Here is a 15,234-nt window from a genome sequence, read left to right as displayed (position 1 = left end):
CGGCAGATCGGCTTGTCGCCGGTCCGGCGCTGGACGTTTACGCGAACGTAAGCTATCACGGGCGTCAAACCGGATGCCAAGCGGCCGGCCGGCGCGTCCGCCTCCTTTGGAGCCTTCACGCGCGCGGCCCTTGCAGGAAGAGACAATGCCAATGAGCGAAGCACTATCGATGGAAGGCGACATCGTCACCGCGATGGCCTCCACCGACGAGACCGGCAACAAGAAGACGACCTTCACCATCGGCGAACTCGCCAAGGAGTTCGGCGTCACGCTGCGCACCCTGCGCTTCTACGAGGACAAGGGGCTGATCAACCCCCGGCGCGACGGCCAGAACCGGCTCTACAACCGGCGCGACAGGGCGCGGCTGAAGCTGGTGCTGATGGGCAAGCAGGTCGGCTTCTCGCTGAACGAGATCTGCGACATGCTCGATCTCTACGACCTGCGCGACGGACAGGTGGTGCAACTGCGCGTGGCGCTGGACAAGTTCAACCAGCAGATCGACGTTTTGAAGCAGCAGAAGAGCCATATCGAGCAGGCGATCGACGAGCTGTCGCGCACGGTGGAGGTCGTGTCCGGCATGCTGAAGCAGAAGGAAGCCTCGGAAAAGTGACCGTTTCCGGGAGGGGAACGGATCGGGCATATGGGGAGTTGACGTTTACGCAAACGTAATGTTACGTGCAGGCAACTGTTACGGGCCGCCCCGGCAACAAGCCGCGCGGCGGGCCAGCCTCGGGAGGAACGAGTTTTGCCAAGCTATCGCGCTCCGGTCGAAGACACCCTTTTCCTGCTGAACGACGTGTTCGGCATGGACCGCTATTCCAACCTGCCCGGCTTTGCCGACGCCACGCCCGATCTCGTGGAGGCGATCCTCAACGAGGGCGCCAAGCTGGCGGAAGAAGTCGTCCAGCCGCTCAACCAGTCGGGCGACCGCGAGGGCTGCACGCGCGCCGACGACGGTTCGGTGACGACGCCCAAGGGTTTCAAGGAAGCCTTCACCCAGTTCGCCGAGGGCGGCTGGATCGGGCTTTCGGCCGATCCCGACTACGGCGGACAGGACCTGCCGCACACGCTCACCGTCTCCATGAACGAGTTTCTGTGCTCGGCCAACATGGCGTTTTCCATGTATCCGGGCCTGACGCAGGGCGCGATCGCGGCGCTTCAGGTGCATGGGTCTGACGCGCAGAAGCAGCACTACCTGCCGAACATGATGTCCGGCGCGTGGACCGGCACGATGAACCTGACCGAGCCCCATTGCGGCACGGATCTGGGCCTCATCCGCACCAAGGCGGTGCCGAACGGCGACGGCTCCTACGCCATTTCCGGCACCAAGATCTTCATTTCCGCCGGCGAGCACGACCTGTCGGAGAACATCATCCATCTCGTTCTCGCCCGCATCGAGGGCGCGCCGGCCGGTACCAAGGGCATTTCGCTGTTCGTCGTGCCGAAGTTCATGATCGGCGAGGACGGATCGCTCGGCAGCCGCAACGGCGTGATGTGCGGCTCGCTGGAAGAGAAGATGGGCATCCACGGCAACTCGACCTGCGTCATGAACTATGACGGGGCGACGGGATGGCTTGTCGGCGAGGAGAACAAGGGCCTGCGCGCCATGTTCACAATGATGAACGAGGCGCGGCTCGGCGTCGCCGTGCAGGGCCTGTCGCAGTCGGAAGTCGCCTACCAGAACGCCGTGATCTACGCGAAGGACCGGTTGCAGGGCCGCGCACTGTCGGGCCCCAAGGCGCCGGACAAGGCGGCCGATCCGATCATCGTGCACCCGGACGTGCGCCGGGCGCTTCTCTCCATCCGCGCCTTCAACGAGGCGGCGCGCGCGCTCGTTCTGTGGACCTCGCTCAACGGCGACGTCTCGCACCGCTCCGACGACGAGAAGGCGCGCCAGGCCGGCGACGACATGATGGGGCTGATGACGCCGGTGCTGAAGGGCGTGCTCACCGACAAGGGCTTCGACAACGCAGTCGTCGCCCAGCAGATGTTCGGCGGGCACGGCTATATCGCGGAATGGGGCATGGAGCAGTTCGTGCGCGATGCGCGCATTTCCATGATCTACGAGGGTGCGAACGGCATCCAGGCGCTGGACCTTGTGGGCCGCAAGCTGCCGGCCAATGGCGGGCGCGCGGTGATGGGCTTCTTCAACGAGGTCGGCACCTTCCTTCAGGAGGCCGGCGGCGACGAGAAGCTGGCGCCGCTGGTCACGTCTTTGAAATCCGGACTTGAGGACCTGCAGAAGGCCACCATGTGGTTCATGCAGAATGCCATGGCCAAGCCCGACAACGCGGGCGCCGGCTCGACCGACTACATGCACCTCTTCGGCCTCGTCGCCATGGGATACATGTGGGCGAAGATCGCGCAGGTGGCGGAGGGCAAGCTGGCGGAGGGCGCCGCGGGCAAGGAGGAGTTCTACAAGACCAAGCTGGTGCTGGCGCGCTTCTACATGGAACGGATGATGCCGGAAACGACCACCCGGCTCGCCCGCATTCAGGCAGGTGCCGACACGGTGATGGAACTGGCGGCGGAGGCGTTCTGAGAGATTTGACCGCTTGCTCCCCTCTCCCCCCTTGTGGGGGAGATGTCGCGCCCTTCGCGTGACAGAGGGGGGTGGCGGCAGGTTCGGAGCAAGCGGCCTTGCCCCCCTCTGTCGGCTTCGCCGACATCTCCCCCGCAAGGGGGGAGAGGGGGTGCAAGTGGTGGGGCACGGGAGACGGCACGCCCCCGGTTGTCATTCCCGCGAAGGCGGGAATCCAGCACGCCGTGAGGCGGATGGCGCGCCACACAGCGTGATCCTGTGGTTGCTGGATCCCCGCCTGCGCGGGGATGACAACTGAGCGGGCGGCACTTGCCGGGCGTATCATCCCGGCCTGAAAAGAAGTGAGGTGCGAACGCACGACACGCATCACGGAACCGGCGGGGAGGCCGGTTTTTGCAACGGACAAGACATATTGATCGGGAGGAAATTGCCGAATGAGCGCCATTGAAGTGCCGCGTCCGGACTGGATGGATGAAGACCTGATCCTGCTCGACGCGGCGACGCGACGGTTTCTCGAACAGGAGATCGCCCCGGACTACGAGGACTTCGTCGAAGCCGGCAGCGTGACGCGCGAAGCGTGGAAGAAGACCGGTAATGCCGGCCTGCTGTGCGCGGAAATCGACGAGGCCTATGGCGGCGCCGGCGGAACGTTCGCCCATGACGCGGTGATCGCGCATGCGCTCGGCGAGACCGGGCTCGACCATTTCGGCGTGCCGCTGCACTCCACCATCGTCGCCCCCTACATCGCCCATTACGGCTCGGAGGACCAGAAGAAGCGCTGGCTGCCGAAGCTCGTCTCCGGCGACTACATCGGCGCAATCGCCATGACGGAGCCCGCCGCCGGTTCCGACCTGCAGGGCGTGCGCACGACGGCGGTCAAGGACGGCAACCACTACGTGCTGAACGGCCAGAAGACCTTCATCACCAATGGCCAGCTCGCCAACCTGATCATCGTGGTCGCCAAGACCGACCCCTCCCAGGGCGCCAAGGGCACCTCGCTGTTCGTCGTGGAGACGGACGAGGTCAGCGGCTTCAGGCGCGGGCGCAACCTCGACAAGATCGGGCTGAAGGGCAACGACACGTCGGAACTGTTCTTCGACGAGGTGCGCGTGCCGGCGGATGCGCTGCTCGGGCCGGAAGAAGGCCGCGGCTTCTACCAGCTGATGGAACAGCTGCCGCAGGAGCGCCTTCTCGTCGCGATCCAGGCGATGGCGATGGTGGAACGCGCGCTGCGCGTGACCATCGACTACGTCAAGGAGCGCAAGGCCTTCGGCAAGCGCATTCTCGATTTCCAGAACACCCAGTTCAAGCTCGCCGAACTGAAGAGCGAGGCGACCATCGGCCGGGTCTTCGTCGACCACTGCATCGCCCGCCATATCAAGGGCGAACTCGATCCGACGACGGCATCGATGGCCAAGTACTGGACGACCGACCTGCAGTGCAAGGTCGTCGACGAGTGCCTGCAGCTGCATGGCGGCTACGGCTACATGACCGAATACCCGATCGCCCGCATGTACCAGGACGCGCGCATCCAGCGCATCTACGCGGGCACCAACGAAATCATGAAGGTGCTGATCGCCCGCAGCCTTTAGGGCCCGTGCGCGACCTCAAAAAACGGGAGAGATCCATGCCCGAAGCTTACATCTACGATCATGTCCGCACCCCGCGCGGACGCGGCAAGAAGGACGGCGCGCTGCATGAGGTGCCCGCCGTGCGGCTGGCGGCATCGACGCTTGAGGCGATCGAGGACCGCAACGGCCTCGACACGAAACTCGTCGATGACGTGATCCTCGGCTGCGTCGATCCGATCGGCGAAGCCGGCGGCGACATCGCCCGCGCCGCCGTGTTCGCGGCCGGCTACGACAATTCGGTGCCCGGCATACAGATCAACCGCTTCTGCGCCTCCGGCCTCGATGCGGTGAACATGGGCGCGAGCCAGGTGATGACCGGCCAGCACGATCTCGTCGTATCCGGCGGCGTGGAGAGCATGAGCCGCATCGGCATCGGCGCCTCGGGCGGCGCCTGGGCGGTGGACCCGCAGGTGGCGCTTCCCTCCTACTTCATGCCGCAGGGCGTTTCCGCCGACCTCATCGCCTCCAAGTACGGCTTCTCGCGCGACGACGTGGATGCCTATGCGGTGGAAAGTCAGAAGCGCGCAGCACACGCCTGGAAGAAGGGCTACTTCAAGAACTCCGTCGTGCCGGTGAAGGACATCAACGGCATCACCCTTCTGGACCGTGACGAGCACATGCGCCCCGACACCGACATGCAGTCGCTCGCCTCGCTCAACGCATCGTTTGAGCTGATGGGCTCGATGGGCGGGTTCGACGCGGTCGCCGTGCAGGCGCATCCGGAGGTGGAGACGGTCACCCATATCCACCACGCGGGCAATTCGTCGGGCATCGTGGACGGTGCCTCCGCCGTGCTCATCGGCAACCGCAAGGGCGGCAAGGCGGCGGGGCTGAAGCCGCGTGCCCGCATCAGGGCGTTTGCCAATATCGGCTCCGATCCGGCGCTGATGCTGACGGGCCCGGTGGACGTGACGGAGAAGCTGTTGAAGCGGGCGAAGATGTCGGTCAAGGACATCGACCTGTTCGAGATCAACGAGGCGTTCGCCTCCGTCGTGCTGCGCTACCGGCAGGCGCTGGATCTTGATGAGGATATCGTCAACGTCAACGGCGGCGCGATCGCCATGGGCCACCCGCTGGGGGCCACGGGCGCGATGATCCTCGGCACGGTGCTGGACGAGCTGGAGCGGCGCGATCTCAATGTGGCGCTCGTCACCCTGTGCATCGGCGCCGGCATGGGCACCGCCACGATCATCGAGCGCGTTTAGAGACCAGGGAGGCAGAACCAATGGCTTACAAGAACTTCACGCTAGAAACGGATGCCGACGGCATCGCGCTGGTCACCTGGGACATGCCGGGCAAGTCGATGAACGTGTTCGACATGGAGGTGATGGACGAGCTCGAAGCGATCCTGAAGGCGACCGTCACTGACGACGCGGTCAAGGGCGTCGTCGTCACGTCCGGCAAGGAGGGAAGCTTCTCCGGCGGGGCGGACCTGACCATGCTGGAGGGGCTGCTGCGCCAGTTCCATGCCACGCGCGGCAAGGACCCGGAAGCGGCGGCACGAGAGCTTTTCGAGAAGTCGCGGCGCATGTCGCTTCTCTACCGGGCGATCGAGACCTGCGGCAAGCCGTGGGTGGCGGCGATCAACGGCACCTGCATGGGCGGGGCGACGGAGCTGGCGCTGACCTGCCATGCCCGCGTGGCGTCGGACGCCGATGCGGTCAAGATCGCGCTGCCGGAGGTGAAGGTCGGGCTCTTTCCCGGAGCCGGCGGCACGCAGCGCGTGATGCGCATGGCGGATGCGCAAGCCGGATTGCAGTTCCTGCTGCAGGGCCGCACGCTCGACGGCAAGAAGGCGCTCGCCATGGGGCTCGTCGACGAGGTCGCGCCGAAGAAAAAGCTCATCGAGGCGGCGAAGAAGCGGCTGAAGGCGGGCGTCGATCCGGTGAAGCCGTGGGACAAGAAGGGCTTCAAGCTGCCGTCGGGGCCGATCTACTCGGCGCAAGGGTTCCAGTTCTGGCCGGCGGCCAACGCCATCTACCGGCGCGAGACGGCCGACAACTACCCCGGCGCGCGCGGCATCCTGCAATCTGTCTACGAGGGCCTGCAGCTGCCGATGGATCAGGCGCTGACGGTGGAAAGCCGCTACTTCGCCCATGTCCTGCAGACGCCCGAGGCGGCGGCGATGATCCGCTCGCTGTTCGTCTCCATGCAGGAGCTGAACAAGGGCGCGCGGCGTCCCGAGGGCCAGCGCCCGAACAAGATCAAGACCGTCGGCATTCTGGGCGCCGGCTTCATGGGCGCGGGCATCGCCTACGTCACAGCCAAGGCGGGCATCGACGTGATCCTGCTCGACCGCGACAGGACGGCGGCCGAAAAGGGCAAGGCCCATTCCGACGACCTGATGTCGAAGGCGGTGAAGCGCGGCAAGGCGACGCCGGAAGACAAGGAAAAGCTTCTCGCCCGCATCACGCCGACCGCCGACTATGCCGATCTTGAGCCGTGCGACCTGATCATCGAGGCGGTGTTCGAGGATCGCGACATCAAGAAGGGCGTGACGGAAGCGACCGAGGCGGTGATCAAGTCGCGTGCGATCTATGCCTCGAACACCTCCACCCTGCCGATCACCTCGCTTGCCGAGGCCTCCAAGCGGCCGAAGAACTTCATCGGCATCCACTTCTTCTCGCCCGTCGACAAGATGATGCTGGTGGAAGTGATCATGGGCAAGAAGACGGGCGACAAGGCCCTCGCCATGGCGCTCGACTACATCCGCGCCATCAAGAAGACGCCGATCGTGGTGAACGACTCCAGAGGCTTCTACACCTCGCGCGTGGTGATGACCTATATCCGCGAAGGCCTGATGATGCTGGGCGACGGGGTGCCGGCGGCGATGATCGAGAATGTCGGCCGCATGGCCGGCATGCCGGTCGGGCCGCTGTCGCTCGCCGACGAGGTGGCGCTCGATCTCGCCTGGAAGATCGTCGCCGCCACCCGCAAGGACATGGGCGACAAGTATGTGGCCGGGCCGCTCGACAACATCCTGGAAGAGATGGTGATCAAGCGGGAACGCTTCGGCCGCAAGAACGCCAAGGGCTTCTACGACTACCCCGAAGGCGGCAAGAAGCATCTGTGGCCCGGCATTCCCGAGGTCGCCGGCAAGCCGAAATCGGCCGATGCCTTCGACGTGGCGGAGCTGAAGCAGCGGCTTCTGGTCATCCAGGCGCTGGAGACGGCGCGGTGCTTTGAGGAAAAGGTGCTCACCGACGTGCGCGAGGCGGATGTCGGCTCCATCCTCGGCTTCGGCTTCGCGCCCTATTCCGGCGGCACGCTCTCCTACATCGACGGCATGGGGGCGGAGGCTTTCGTGGAGCTTTGCAAGAAGTTCACGAAAAAATGGGGCCCGCGCTTCAAGCCGAACAGGCTCTTGCGGGAAATGGCGAAGAACGGCGAGACGTTCTACGCCCGCTTCGCCCCCGAGGCCCAGGAAGAAAAGAAGGCCGCCTGAGGCCTTTTTCGAGGACCGAGACTGCGGCCGGCCGGGGTTCACGCTCCGGCCGGTTTCGCATATGCGGGCGAGGTCCGCGCCCGACTGAAGCGTTTCATGGTCTGGAGGAAGTCGGTTGGGTCGCGGGTCTTTCTGCGCGAAACGGCGCCAGGCTCTTCACCGCGAGTTCTTTCCCCTCATGCCCCTCCGCCGTCATTGCCCGGACGCAGCCGGGTGATGACGGCGGAGGGGTATGAAGGCGCATAGCCGAAAGCGGATGGCCCGATACCATTTCCGAGCCGGGCTCTGAGGAGGCCCGGGAGGGCGGTCTCGAGGGATGGACTGCCTCGAGCGAGGAGCCTTCTCGAAGCACATGCCCTACCGTCGCAGCGGGAAGTCCTGCACGCAGCGCGCGGCGACGAGGATGAAGACCAGGTTGGCGGTCAGCCAGCAGGCGAGCACCGCCACGACGGCGCCGTAGCCGAGCCCGATGGAGACGAGGACGGCAAGGATGCAGGCCGCCATCGTCGCGATGACGAAACCCAGCATGCCGGCGCTGCGGCGGTGGAGAAGATCGACAAGCTCGAGGCGCCGTTCGACCTCGGCGAGGGCCCGGCGGCTCGCATCCGCGTCCGCCTCGCCGATCCAGCCGCCGAGACCGGCGCGGCTGGCATGCGGGGACAGAGGCCGGTCATACGCCCCCTCATCCGTGCCCGCTCGCGACCCGTCATGTTCACACTTCGCCCACCAGTCATCCACAGGTTTTTCACCTGCTTGATACCGTGCCCCTGTGAAAAAGTGTGCGCCAGCCCTCAGGCGCTCTAACGGATAGCCCACTTCTTACTTTCCGCCCTGGCCTATTTTGCTGAGAATCAACTGCGCCGAAGCACCTTTCAGCCGCTATAGACGCCCCCAAAACTCAATTCAATTGCCCCCGTCGGCGGCCAGTTGGGGATGAGTTAACCGATTGATTAAAATTTTATTTTTCGCAAAACGCAGCGCCAGGAGAGCCCTTGTGCGGTGCGCGGGCCCGGGTTTGGCCAGTGCAGGGCCAGTGCGGGGCCAGTGACGCTGCGGCCCCAGAGACCTGCGCAAACGGGGCCCCAGCGCGCCGCGACCGCCGGTTTCGCACATCGCCGCGCCCCGGCCGTCCCGCTCTTGCCCGCCGCTCTTTCCGCACAAGCTGTTTATGCACAGCCCGCTCTTGCCCGCCGCCCGCCATTGCGGTCCGGCGAGATCGCCCTTGCGCAAGGCGCCTGGAAAACCCAATTATCTCGCTCAGGCCCGCGGCTTCGCAGAGGCGCGGCATTGCGACGACCCGACCAACCGCGAACGGAAACACGCCCATGCGCCCCGATACGCTTCACCGGTTCTTCGGCGGCTCGCCGGCCCATGTGATCCTGCGCCTCATCGTCATCTCCTTCGTGGTCGGCATCATCCTGTCGGCGATCGATCTCGACCTGATGGGCCTCGTCTACTGGATCGAGGACGTGGTCAGGGGCATCTGGAACATGGGCTTCGATGCCGTCCGGCGGCTTGGGGGCTATTTCCTGATGGGCGCCGTCATCGTCGTGCCGCTGTGGGTGATCGGCCGGCTCTTGAAGATCGGCCGCGGCGAACCCTGACGCGCCCCTTTTCAAGGCGGGCGGGAGCGTCTGGCGGCGGCTGAAGTTCGCGCTCGTTTCTCCCTCGCAAATCGGTATGATCGCATGCCCACGGCCGCGCGCGCGGCCATATCCTCTTCAAGCCTTGCCGCGATCGTTCCGTGACCCGACCATCCCGCGATCCGCGTCCCTTCGACGTGACCAACCGAAGCGTTCTGGCGCTCGCGATCCCGATGACGCTCGCCTATCTGTCGACGCCGATCCTCGGCGTGGTGGACACGGCGGTGATCGGGCAGCTCGGCTCGGCCGCGCTCGTTGGCGGCATCGCGGTCGGCGGCATCATCTTCGATCTCGGCTTCACCACCTTCAACTTCCTGCGCTCCGGCACGACTGGCATGACCGCCCAGGCGACGGGATCGGGCGAGGAGCGAGAGGTGCGCGCGGTGCTGTTGCGCGCGCTCATCGTCGCCGTCGCCGCGGGACTTGCGATGATCGCGCTGCAATGGCCGATCCGCGAGATCGGCATCGCCTTGCTCGGTGGCTCGGACGAGGTGCAGGCGGCGACCCGAACCTATTTCACCTGGCGTATCCATTCCGCGCCCTTCGCGCTCGCCAACTACGCGCTGCTCGGCTGGCTGCTGGGACTGGGGCGGGCGGGCACGGGGCTCTTTCTCCAGACCTTCCTCAACGGCGTCAACATCGTGCTGTCGATCCTCTTCGTGATGGGGCTCGGCTGGGGGGTGGCCGGCGTGGCGCTGTCGACGCTCATCGCGGAAGCCTCCACGACGCTGCTGGGCTGCCTGATCATCTGGCGCGCCTTCGCCGGGCGACGGCCGCCCTCGCTCCGGCGGATCTTCAACGCCCGGCGCTTCGCGCGGATGCTGAGCGTCAATCGCGACATCATGATCCGCTCGCTGACGCTGATCTTCGCCTTCGGCTTCTTCACGGCGCGCGGGGCGGCGCAGGGCGACGTGGTGCTGGCGGCCAATGCCATCCTGGAGAAGTTCTTCCTGGTCGGCGGATACTTCCTCGACGGCTTTGCTAGTGCTGCCGAACAGATCGTGGGGCGGGCGCTGGGCGCGCGCTACCGGCCGGCCTTCGACCGGGCCGTGCGGCTGACGCTGGTGTGGGGCTTTGCGCTGGCGGGTCTGGCGGCTGTCGTCTTCTGGTACGGCGGGCCGTGGCTCATCGCCTTCATGACGACGAGCGAACCGGTGCGCGAGGTGGCGGCGGTCTATCTGGTGTGGGCGGCGCTGACCCCGCTTTTCGGCGTACTCGCCTTCGAGATGGACGGCATCTTCATCGGCGCAACGTGGTCACGCGACATGCGCAACATGATGCTGGTGTCACTTGCGCTCTATCTCGCGACCTATGCGGTTCTGTTTCCCGCCTTCGGCAATCACGGGCTGTGGCTGTCGCTGGAGCTCTTCCTCGGAGTGCGCGGCCTCTCGCTCGGCTTCATAGGCCGCATCCGGGCGCGGGAGGCGTTCGGGCCCGCGTGAGGGGGCGACAGATGCGCGTCGAGGCTCCTTGCTCGTTTGTGGCCCATCCTTCGAGACGGACGCTTGCGCGGCCTCCTCAGGATGACGTTGAGTATGTGGTAGCCCTCACAGAAATAACAGCAAGCACAACGTCATCCTGAGGAGGCCCGCAGGGCCGTCTCGAAGGATGGGCCACAACCTATGAACCCTCAGCCCCCTTCCCGCTCCGCCCAGGCGTCGACCTCGCAGCCGACGGCCTCGGCAAGCGAGCCGACACCCTTTTCATCGAGCTTTTCGGCCAGATGGTCGAAAATGCGGCCGATCAGCTCCGGGCCCTCATAGATGAAGCCGGTATAGATCTGGATGAGGTTGGCGCCGGCCGCGATCTTGGCCCAGGCTGTCTCGCCGTCGTCGATGCCGCCGACACCGATGAGCGGCAGGTCGGGGCCGACGAGGCGGCGAGTGCGCGCCAGCATCGCGGTGGATTTGACGAACAGCGGACGCCCCGAAAGACCACCCGCCTCGCGCGCCACGGCCGGATCGCTCACCCCCTCGCGCGAGAGCGTGGTGTTGGAAACGATGAGCCCGTCGACCTTGCGCTCCACGATCTCCGCGCAGATGTCCTCAAGCCCCGCCGTATCCACATCGGGCGCGATCTTGACCAGGACCGGCACGCGCCGGCCGACGCGCGCTGTCGCGGCATCGCGAGCGGCGAGCACCTTTTCCAAAAGCGCCGACAGCGCGTCGCGGGCCTGGAGATCGCGCAGGCCCGGCGTGTTCGGCGAGGAGATGTTGATCGTGAAGAACGAGGCAAGGTCGGCGAACGCCTCGATGCCGGCGACATAGTCGGCGACGCGGTCCTCCGACGTCTTGTTGGCGCCGACATTGACCGCGACGAGGCCGCCCCTGCCCCGGCGCCGCTCCAGTCGGCGGCGCATGGAGGCGTGGCCGTCATTGTTGAAGCCCATGCGGTTGATGAGCGCGTGATCGGCGGGCGAGCGGAAGATGCGCGGGCTCGGGTTGCCGGGCTGGGCCTTCGGCGTGACGGTGCCGACCTCAATGAAGCCGAACCCTTGCGCCAGCAGCGCGTCGGCCACCTCGCCGTTCTTGTCGAAACCGGCGGCAAGGCCCAGCGGATTGGGAAAATCGAGGCCCAGCACGGCGCACCGGAGCCGCGGATCGACCTTGCGCGGACAGGCCGGTACGAGGCCGGTGGACAGCGCGCGGATCGTCAGGTGGTGCGCGGTTTCGGGCGCAAGCTGCAGCATGGCCTGGCGGCCGAGCCGGTTGACGAGAGTGCCGATCATGGCTGGAGCTCCGGAAAGAGGTGAGCACCGTCAGGCCCGAGTGGCAGAGGCTTCACCCACAACGCAAGCGCGGGATCAAGGGGCACGTAGAGGTGCGGGAACAGCGCCCCGCCGCGCGAGACCTCCCATTTCAACGCATCGCCCAGCGGTTCGGCGGGGACCGCGACGAGGACCAGATCGTCCATCCCGGCGAAATGCTTGGCCGCCGTCTCCATGGCCTGATCGGCGGTGGAGAAATGGATGAATCCGTCCTTCAGATCGACGGGGGCGCCGGTGAAGGTTCCGGCGGCCACCGCCGCTTCCCATTCGCTGCGGGGGCTGATCTTGTAGATCGTGGTCACGCGGGTCTCCGTCTTGGGCGCGGGAATCGCATCTTCCCGCCTTCCTTAGCGCACATTCGGGGAATGCGGGAAGACACGGATGGCAAGGAATATATGCCGGGGCGCACTTGATCGAAGGTATAAATTCCTCCACGCTGCCGGCGCAAAACCAATCGGGGGCCCGTGGATGCTATCTCATGACCGGGTCTGGGCGGCCATTGACACGCTCGCGAAGATCAATGGCATGTCTCCTTCCGGGCTCGCCCGGCGCGCGGGCCTGGATCCGACGACGTTCAACCGCTCCAAGCGGGTTGCCGGCGACGGGCGGCCGCGCTGGCCCTCGACGGAATCGATTTCCAAGGTGCTGGAAGCCACGGGGACGGCGATCGGCGACTTCGTCATGCTGATGACGACCCCGCAAGCCGGGTCCGACGCGCTGACGCCCACGGCCGACGCGCGGCCCCTTCTGCAGGTGCGGGGCGCGGATCAGGGGTTTGCGGAAGACAGCCAGCGGCCCGGCGGCGGCTGGGACGAGACGCCCTTTCCGGGCCTGCGCGGCGAAGACGTCTTCGCGCTGGAAGTCTCGGGCAACTCGATGCTGCCGCATTACCGCGACGGCGACACCATCATCGTCTCGCCCAACAGCCCGATCCGGCGCGGCGACCGGGTGGTGGTGCGCACGCGCACCGGCGAGGTGGCTCCCTGGGTGCTGCACCGGCGTACCGCCCGCACGGTGGAACTCGATCCCATCGGCCACGAACGCACAAAGCAGACGCTCGCGATCGAGGAGATCGAGTGGATCTCGCGGATCACCTGGGCAAGCCAGTAGGGGGCTGACGGGATGGAGCGGGACGCCCATCCTTCGAGACGCCCGCTGACGCGGGCTCCTCAGGATGACGTGGTGGGTGTTGATATGTTCTTCAAAAACAACAACACGATAACGTCATCCTGAGGAGCGCTCGCAAGAGCGCGTCTCGAAGGATGGGCCGCGGCGGAAAGGCCCGCGACCCGCTTCGACTATGCCGTGTACGCGTCAGGCGGCCTGAATTTCCCGGATGAAGTCGGTCACCTGCGAATTCAGCCGCTCGCTCTTGTCGGCGACGGAACGGGCCGTGGCCAGCACCTGCGTCGTCGCCGCACTGCTGGTCTCGGCAGCCTCGTTGAGCGAGGCGACGTTGCGCGAGACCTCGCTGGTCCCCCGCGCGGCCTCGTTCACGTTGCGGGCGATTTCTTCCGTGGTGCTCGCCTGTTCCTCAGCGGCCGAAGCGACGGCGGAGGAAATCTCGCTCAGATCGCCGATGACCTTGGCGATGGTCTCGATCATCGGGACGGTCGACTGCACATCGTCCTGCATCTTGGAGATCTGGACGGTGATCTCTTCGGTCGCCTTGGAGGTCTGGTTTGCAAGTTCCTTCACTTCCGCCGCAACGACCGCGAAGCCCTTGCCGGCCTCGCCCGCGCGTGCGGCCTCGATCGTGGCGTTGAGCGCAAGCAGGTTGGTCTGCTCGGCGATGGTGGAGATCAGGCTGATGACCTCGCCGATCGCTTCCGCCCCCGTCCTGAGCGCGGAGACGCGGCCCGAGGCGGAGGTGACGCGGTCGCGGGCGCTGTCGGCGAGTTCGGAGGTCCTGAGCACCTGGGCGCTGACCTCCTTGATGGACGAGGTCATTTCCTCCGTCGCCGAGGCCACCGTCTCCACGTTCGAGGAGGCCTGGGTGGAGGCGGCGGCGACGCTGGAGCTCTGGTTGGCCGTCTCCTCCGCCGTGGCGGCGAGCGACTGGGCGGTGGCCTCCAGTTCGGTGGAGGCGGAACTGAGGACGTTCAGCGACTCGTCCACCTCGGTGCGGAACTGCGCGGTCAGCGCCGCGATGCGCTCCGCCCGCTCTGCCTTCAGCCTGACATCCTTCTCCTGCTCCGCCAGCAGGCGCTGGCGTTCGGCGGCATTGTCCTTGAAGACCAGCATCGCCTTGGCGATGTCGCCGACCTCGTCGGCCTGTTCGGTGTAATCGATCGAGAAGTCAAACTCGCCGGCCGCCAGGCGTTTCAGCCCCGCCACCAGCCGGGTAATCGGCACGACGACGAACCGGCGGGCAATGACCTGCGCAACGCCGACGCCGATCGCGATGCCGGCAAGCGCAATCGCCAGGACAATGATACCGGCAATCGCGGAGGTGCTTTCCGCGTCCTTAGAGGCCGCATCGCTCTTGGTGTCGTTGTAGGAGACGAAGGCTGCCAGCCGCGTGCGCAGATCATGGGCGAGCGTCCGGTGGCGGGCGGCCATTTCGGCCAATGAGGTTCGCAGCTCGCCGCTGTCGGCACCGGTGGCATCGCGCGCCAGCGCCAGCGTTTCGTCAAGCTTGGCCGAATAGGCCTCGAACGCCGCCAGCGCCTCGTCCAGAAGCACCTTCTGCCGGGGGCCGGCGCTCTTCATCGCGTCCCCGTAGCGCCGGTGGAACAGATCCCGACTGGCGGTTATCTCCTTCATGATCTCTTCCGCAGCACCCGGGCTCGCGACGAGCCGGTATTCGGCCCGGTTGAGCTCCAGCGCGTTCTGGTTCATGCGGGCGCCCAGCCGCACCTGGCTCGCCGTCTGATCGAGGGCAAGCGCCGCGTCCCCCACCTTGTTGAGGAAAACGTAGCCGATCGCGCTGTTTGCCAGCGAAAGGAAACTGATGAGAGCGACAATCAGGAGGATCTTCCTCGAAATGGAAATATTGCGGATCGACATACGCGCCTCGTCTGCCAGCAGGGGAATTTGTGAATGAAACGGGGCGATGGTTCCCGCCCCCGGAAAAGCCGGCCTCGCAGCCGAAAGGAAACCCGGCCCAACGTCGCCATTCAATGACAACTTGTGTTAAACATAAGTTTACTACGATATTGTGTGTTATTCTTACGTATAATTTATAACGGTAGCTAATTATTCAT

Annotated in this window: 12 protein-coding genes; 8 read left to right on the top strand and 4 right to left on the bottom strand. The window is 65.7% G+C overall.

The genetic code is table 11. From position 1 onward, the window contains the following. Positions 1–151: 151 nt before the first annotated feature. The 5 genes from V2L18_RS03505 to V2L18_RS03485 all read left to right on the top strand — a co-directional run bounded on the left by V2L18_RS03505 (position 152) and on the right by V2L18_RS03485 (position 7,618). Entirely contained in the window at positions 152–610 is a 459-nt protein-coding gene (locus tag V2L18_RS03505; RefSeq protein WP_336176431.1) for a MerR family DNA-binding transcriptional regulator, read from the top strand. A 135-nt stretch (positions 611–745) separates the two neighbouring features. Continuing rightward, on the top strand, positions 746–2,542 hold the full coding sequence (locus V2L18_RS03500; protein ID WP_336176430.1) for an acyl-CoA dehydrogenase C-terminal domain-containing protein: 1,797 nt from the start codon (positions 746–748) through the stop codon (positions 2,540–2,542). Positions 2,543–2,976: 434 nt separating this feature from the next. Next, a complete protein-coding gene (locus V2L18_RS03495; protein WP_336176429.1) occupies positions 2,977–4,134 on the top strand; it encodes an acyl-CoA dehydrogenase family protein in 1,158 nt (385 codons plus the stop codon). A gap of 35 nt (positions 4,135–4,169) precedes the next feature. Further along, on the top strand, positions 4,170–5,378 hold the full coding sequence (locus tag V2L18_RS03490; protein ID WP_336176428.1) for an acetyl-CoA C-acetyltransferase: 1,209 nt from the start codon (positions 4,170–4,172) through the stop codon (positions 5,376–5,378). Positions 5,379–5,398: 20 nt separating this feature from the next. Further along, a complete protein-coding gene (locus tag V2L18_RS03485; protein WP_336176427.1) occupies positions 5,399–7,618 on the top strand; it encodes a 3-hydroxyacyl-CoA dehydrogenase NAD-binding domain-containing protein in 2,220 nt (739 codons plus the stop codon). 357 nt (positions 7,619–7,975) lie between these two features. Here V2L18_RS03485 and V2L18_RS03480 read toward each other — a convergent pair whose 3' ends face one another. Next, positions 7,976–8,356: a hypothetical protein gene (locus tag V2L18_RS03480; RefSeq protein ID WP_336176426.1), complete on the bottom strand. Its 381-nt coding sequence runs from the start codon at positions 8,354–8,356 to the stop codon at positions 7,976–7,978. Positions 8,357–8,943: 587 nt separating this feature from the next. Between V2L18_RS03480 and V2L18_RS03475 the strand changes: the two genes are divergently transcribed. Both V2L18_RS03475 and V2L18_RS03470 read left to right on the top strand, forming a co-directional pair. Further along, complete coding sequence (locus V2L18_RS03475; protein WP_336176425.1) at positions 8,944–9,222, top strand: DUF6460 domain-containing protein; 279 nt, start codon at positions 8,944–8,946, stop codon at positions 9,220–9,222. Positions 9,223–9,362: 140 nt separating this feature from the next. Next, the gene (locus tag V2L18_RS03470; protein ID WP_336176424.1) at positions 9,363–10,703 is read left to right on the top strand and encodes an MATE family efflux transporter; all 1,341 of its coding nucleotides are present in this window, start codon (positions 9,363–9,365) and stop codon (positions 10,701–10,703) included. Positions 10,704–10,891: 188 nt separating this feature from the next. On the opposite strand, the gene V2L18_RS03465 is transcribed toward V2L18_RS03470, so the two are convergent. Both V2L18_RS03465 and V2L18_RS03460 read right to left on the bottom strand, forming a co-directional pair. Beyond that, positions 10,892–11,989: a quinone-dependent dihydroorotate dehydrogenase gene (locus V2L18_RS03465; RefSeq protein ID WP_336176423.1), complete on the bottom strand. Its 1,098-nt coding sequence runs from the start codon at positions 11,987–11,989 to the stop codon at positions 10,892–10,894. Then, complete coding sequence (locus V2L18_RS03460; protein ID WP_336176422.1) at positions 11,986–12,330, bottom strand: DUF952 domain-containing protein; 345 nt, start codon at positions 12,328–12,330, stop codon at positions 11,986–11,988. The genes V2L18_RS03465 and V2L18_RS03460 overlap by 4 nt, the downstream gene beginning before the upstream one ends. A gap of 166 nt (positions 12,331–12,496) precedes the next feature. Here V2L18_RS03460 and V2L18_RS03455 point away from each other — a divergent pair, with 166 nt between their 5' ends. Next, positions 12,497–13,138 carry a helix-turn-helix transcriptional regulator gene (locus V2L18_RS03455; protein ID WP_336176421.1) on the top strand — a complete coding sequence of 214 codons (642 nt, stop codon included), beginning with the start codon at positions 12,497–12,499 and terminating at the stop codon, positions 13,136–13,138. A gap of 204 nt (positions 13,139–13,342) precedes the next feature. On the opposite strand, the gene V2L18_RS03450 is transcribed toward V2L18_RS03455, so the two are convergent. Beyond that, entirely contained in the window at positions 13,343–15,037 is a 1,695-nt protein-coding gene (locus V2L18_RS03450; RefSeq protein ID WP_336176420.1) for a methyl-accepting chemotaxis protein, read from the bottom strand. Positions 15,038–15,234: the final 197 nt, after the last annotated feature.

The sequence above is a fragment of the Breoghania sp. JC706 genome (genome assembly GCF_037026715.1).
Classification (GTDB): Bacteria; Pseudomonadota; Alphaproteobacteria; order Rhizobiales; family Stappiaceae; genus Breoghania.
Note: the sequence above shows the minus strand (reverse complement) of the source record. Positions and strands in the feature narration are given on the sequence as shown.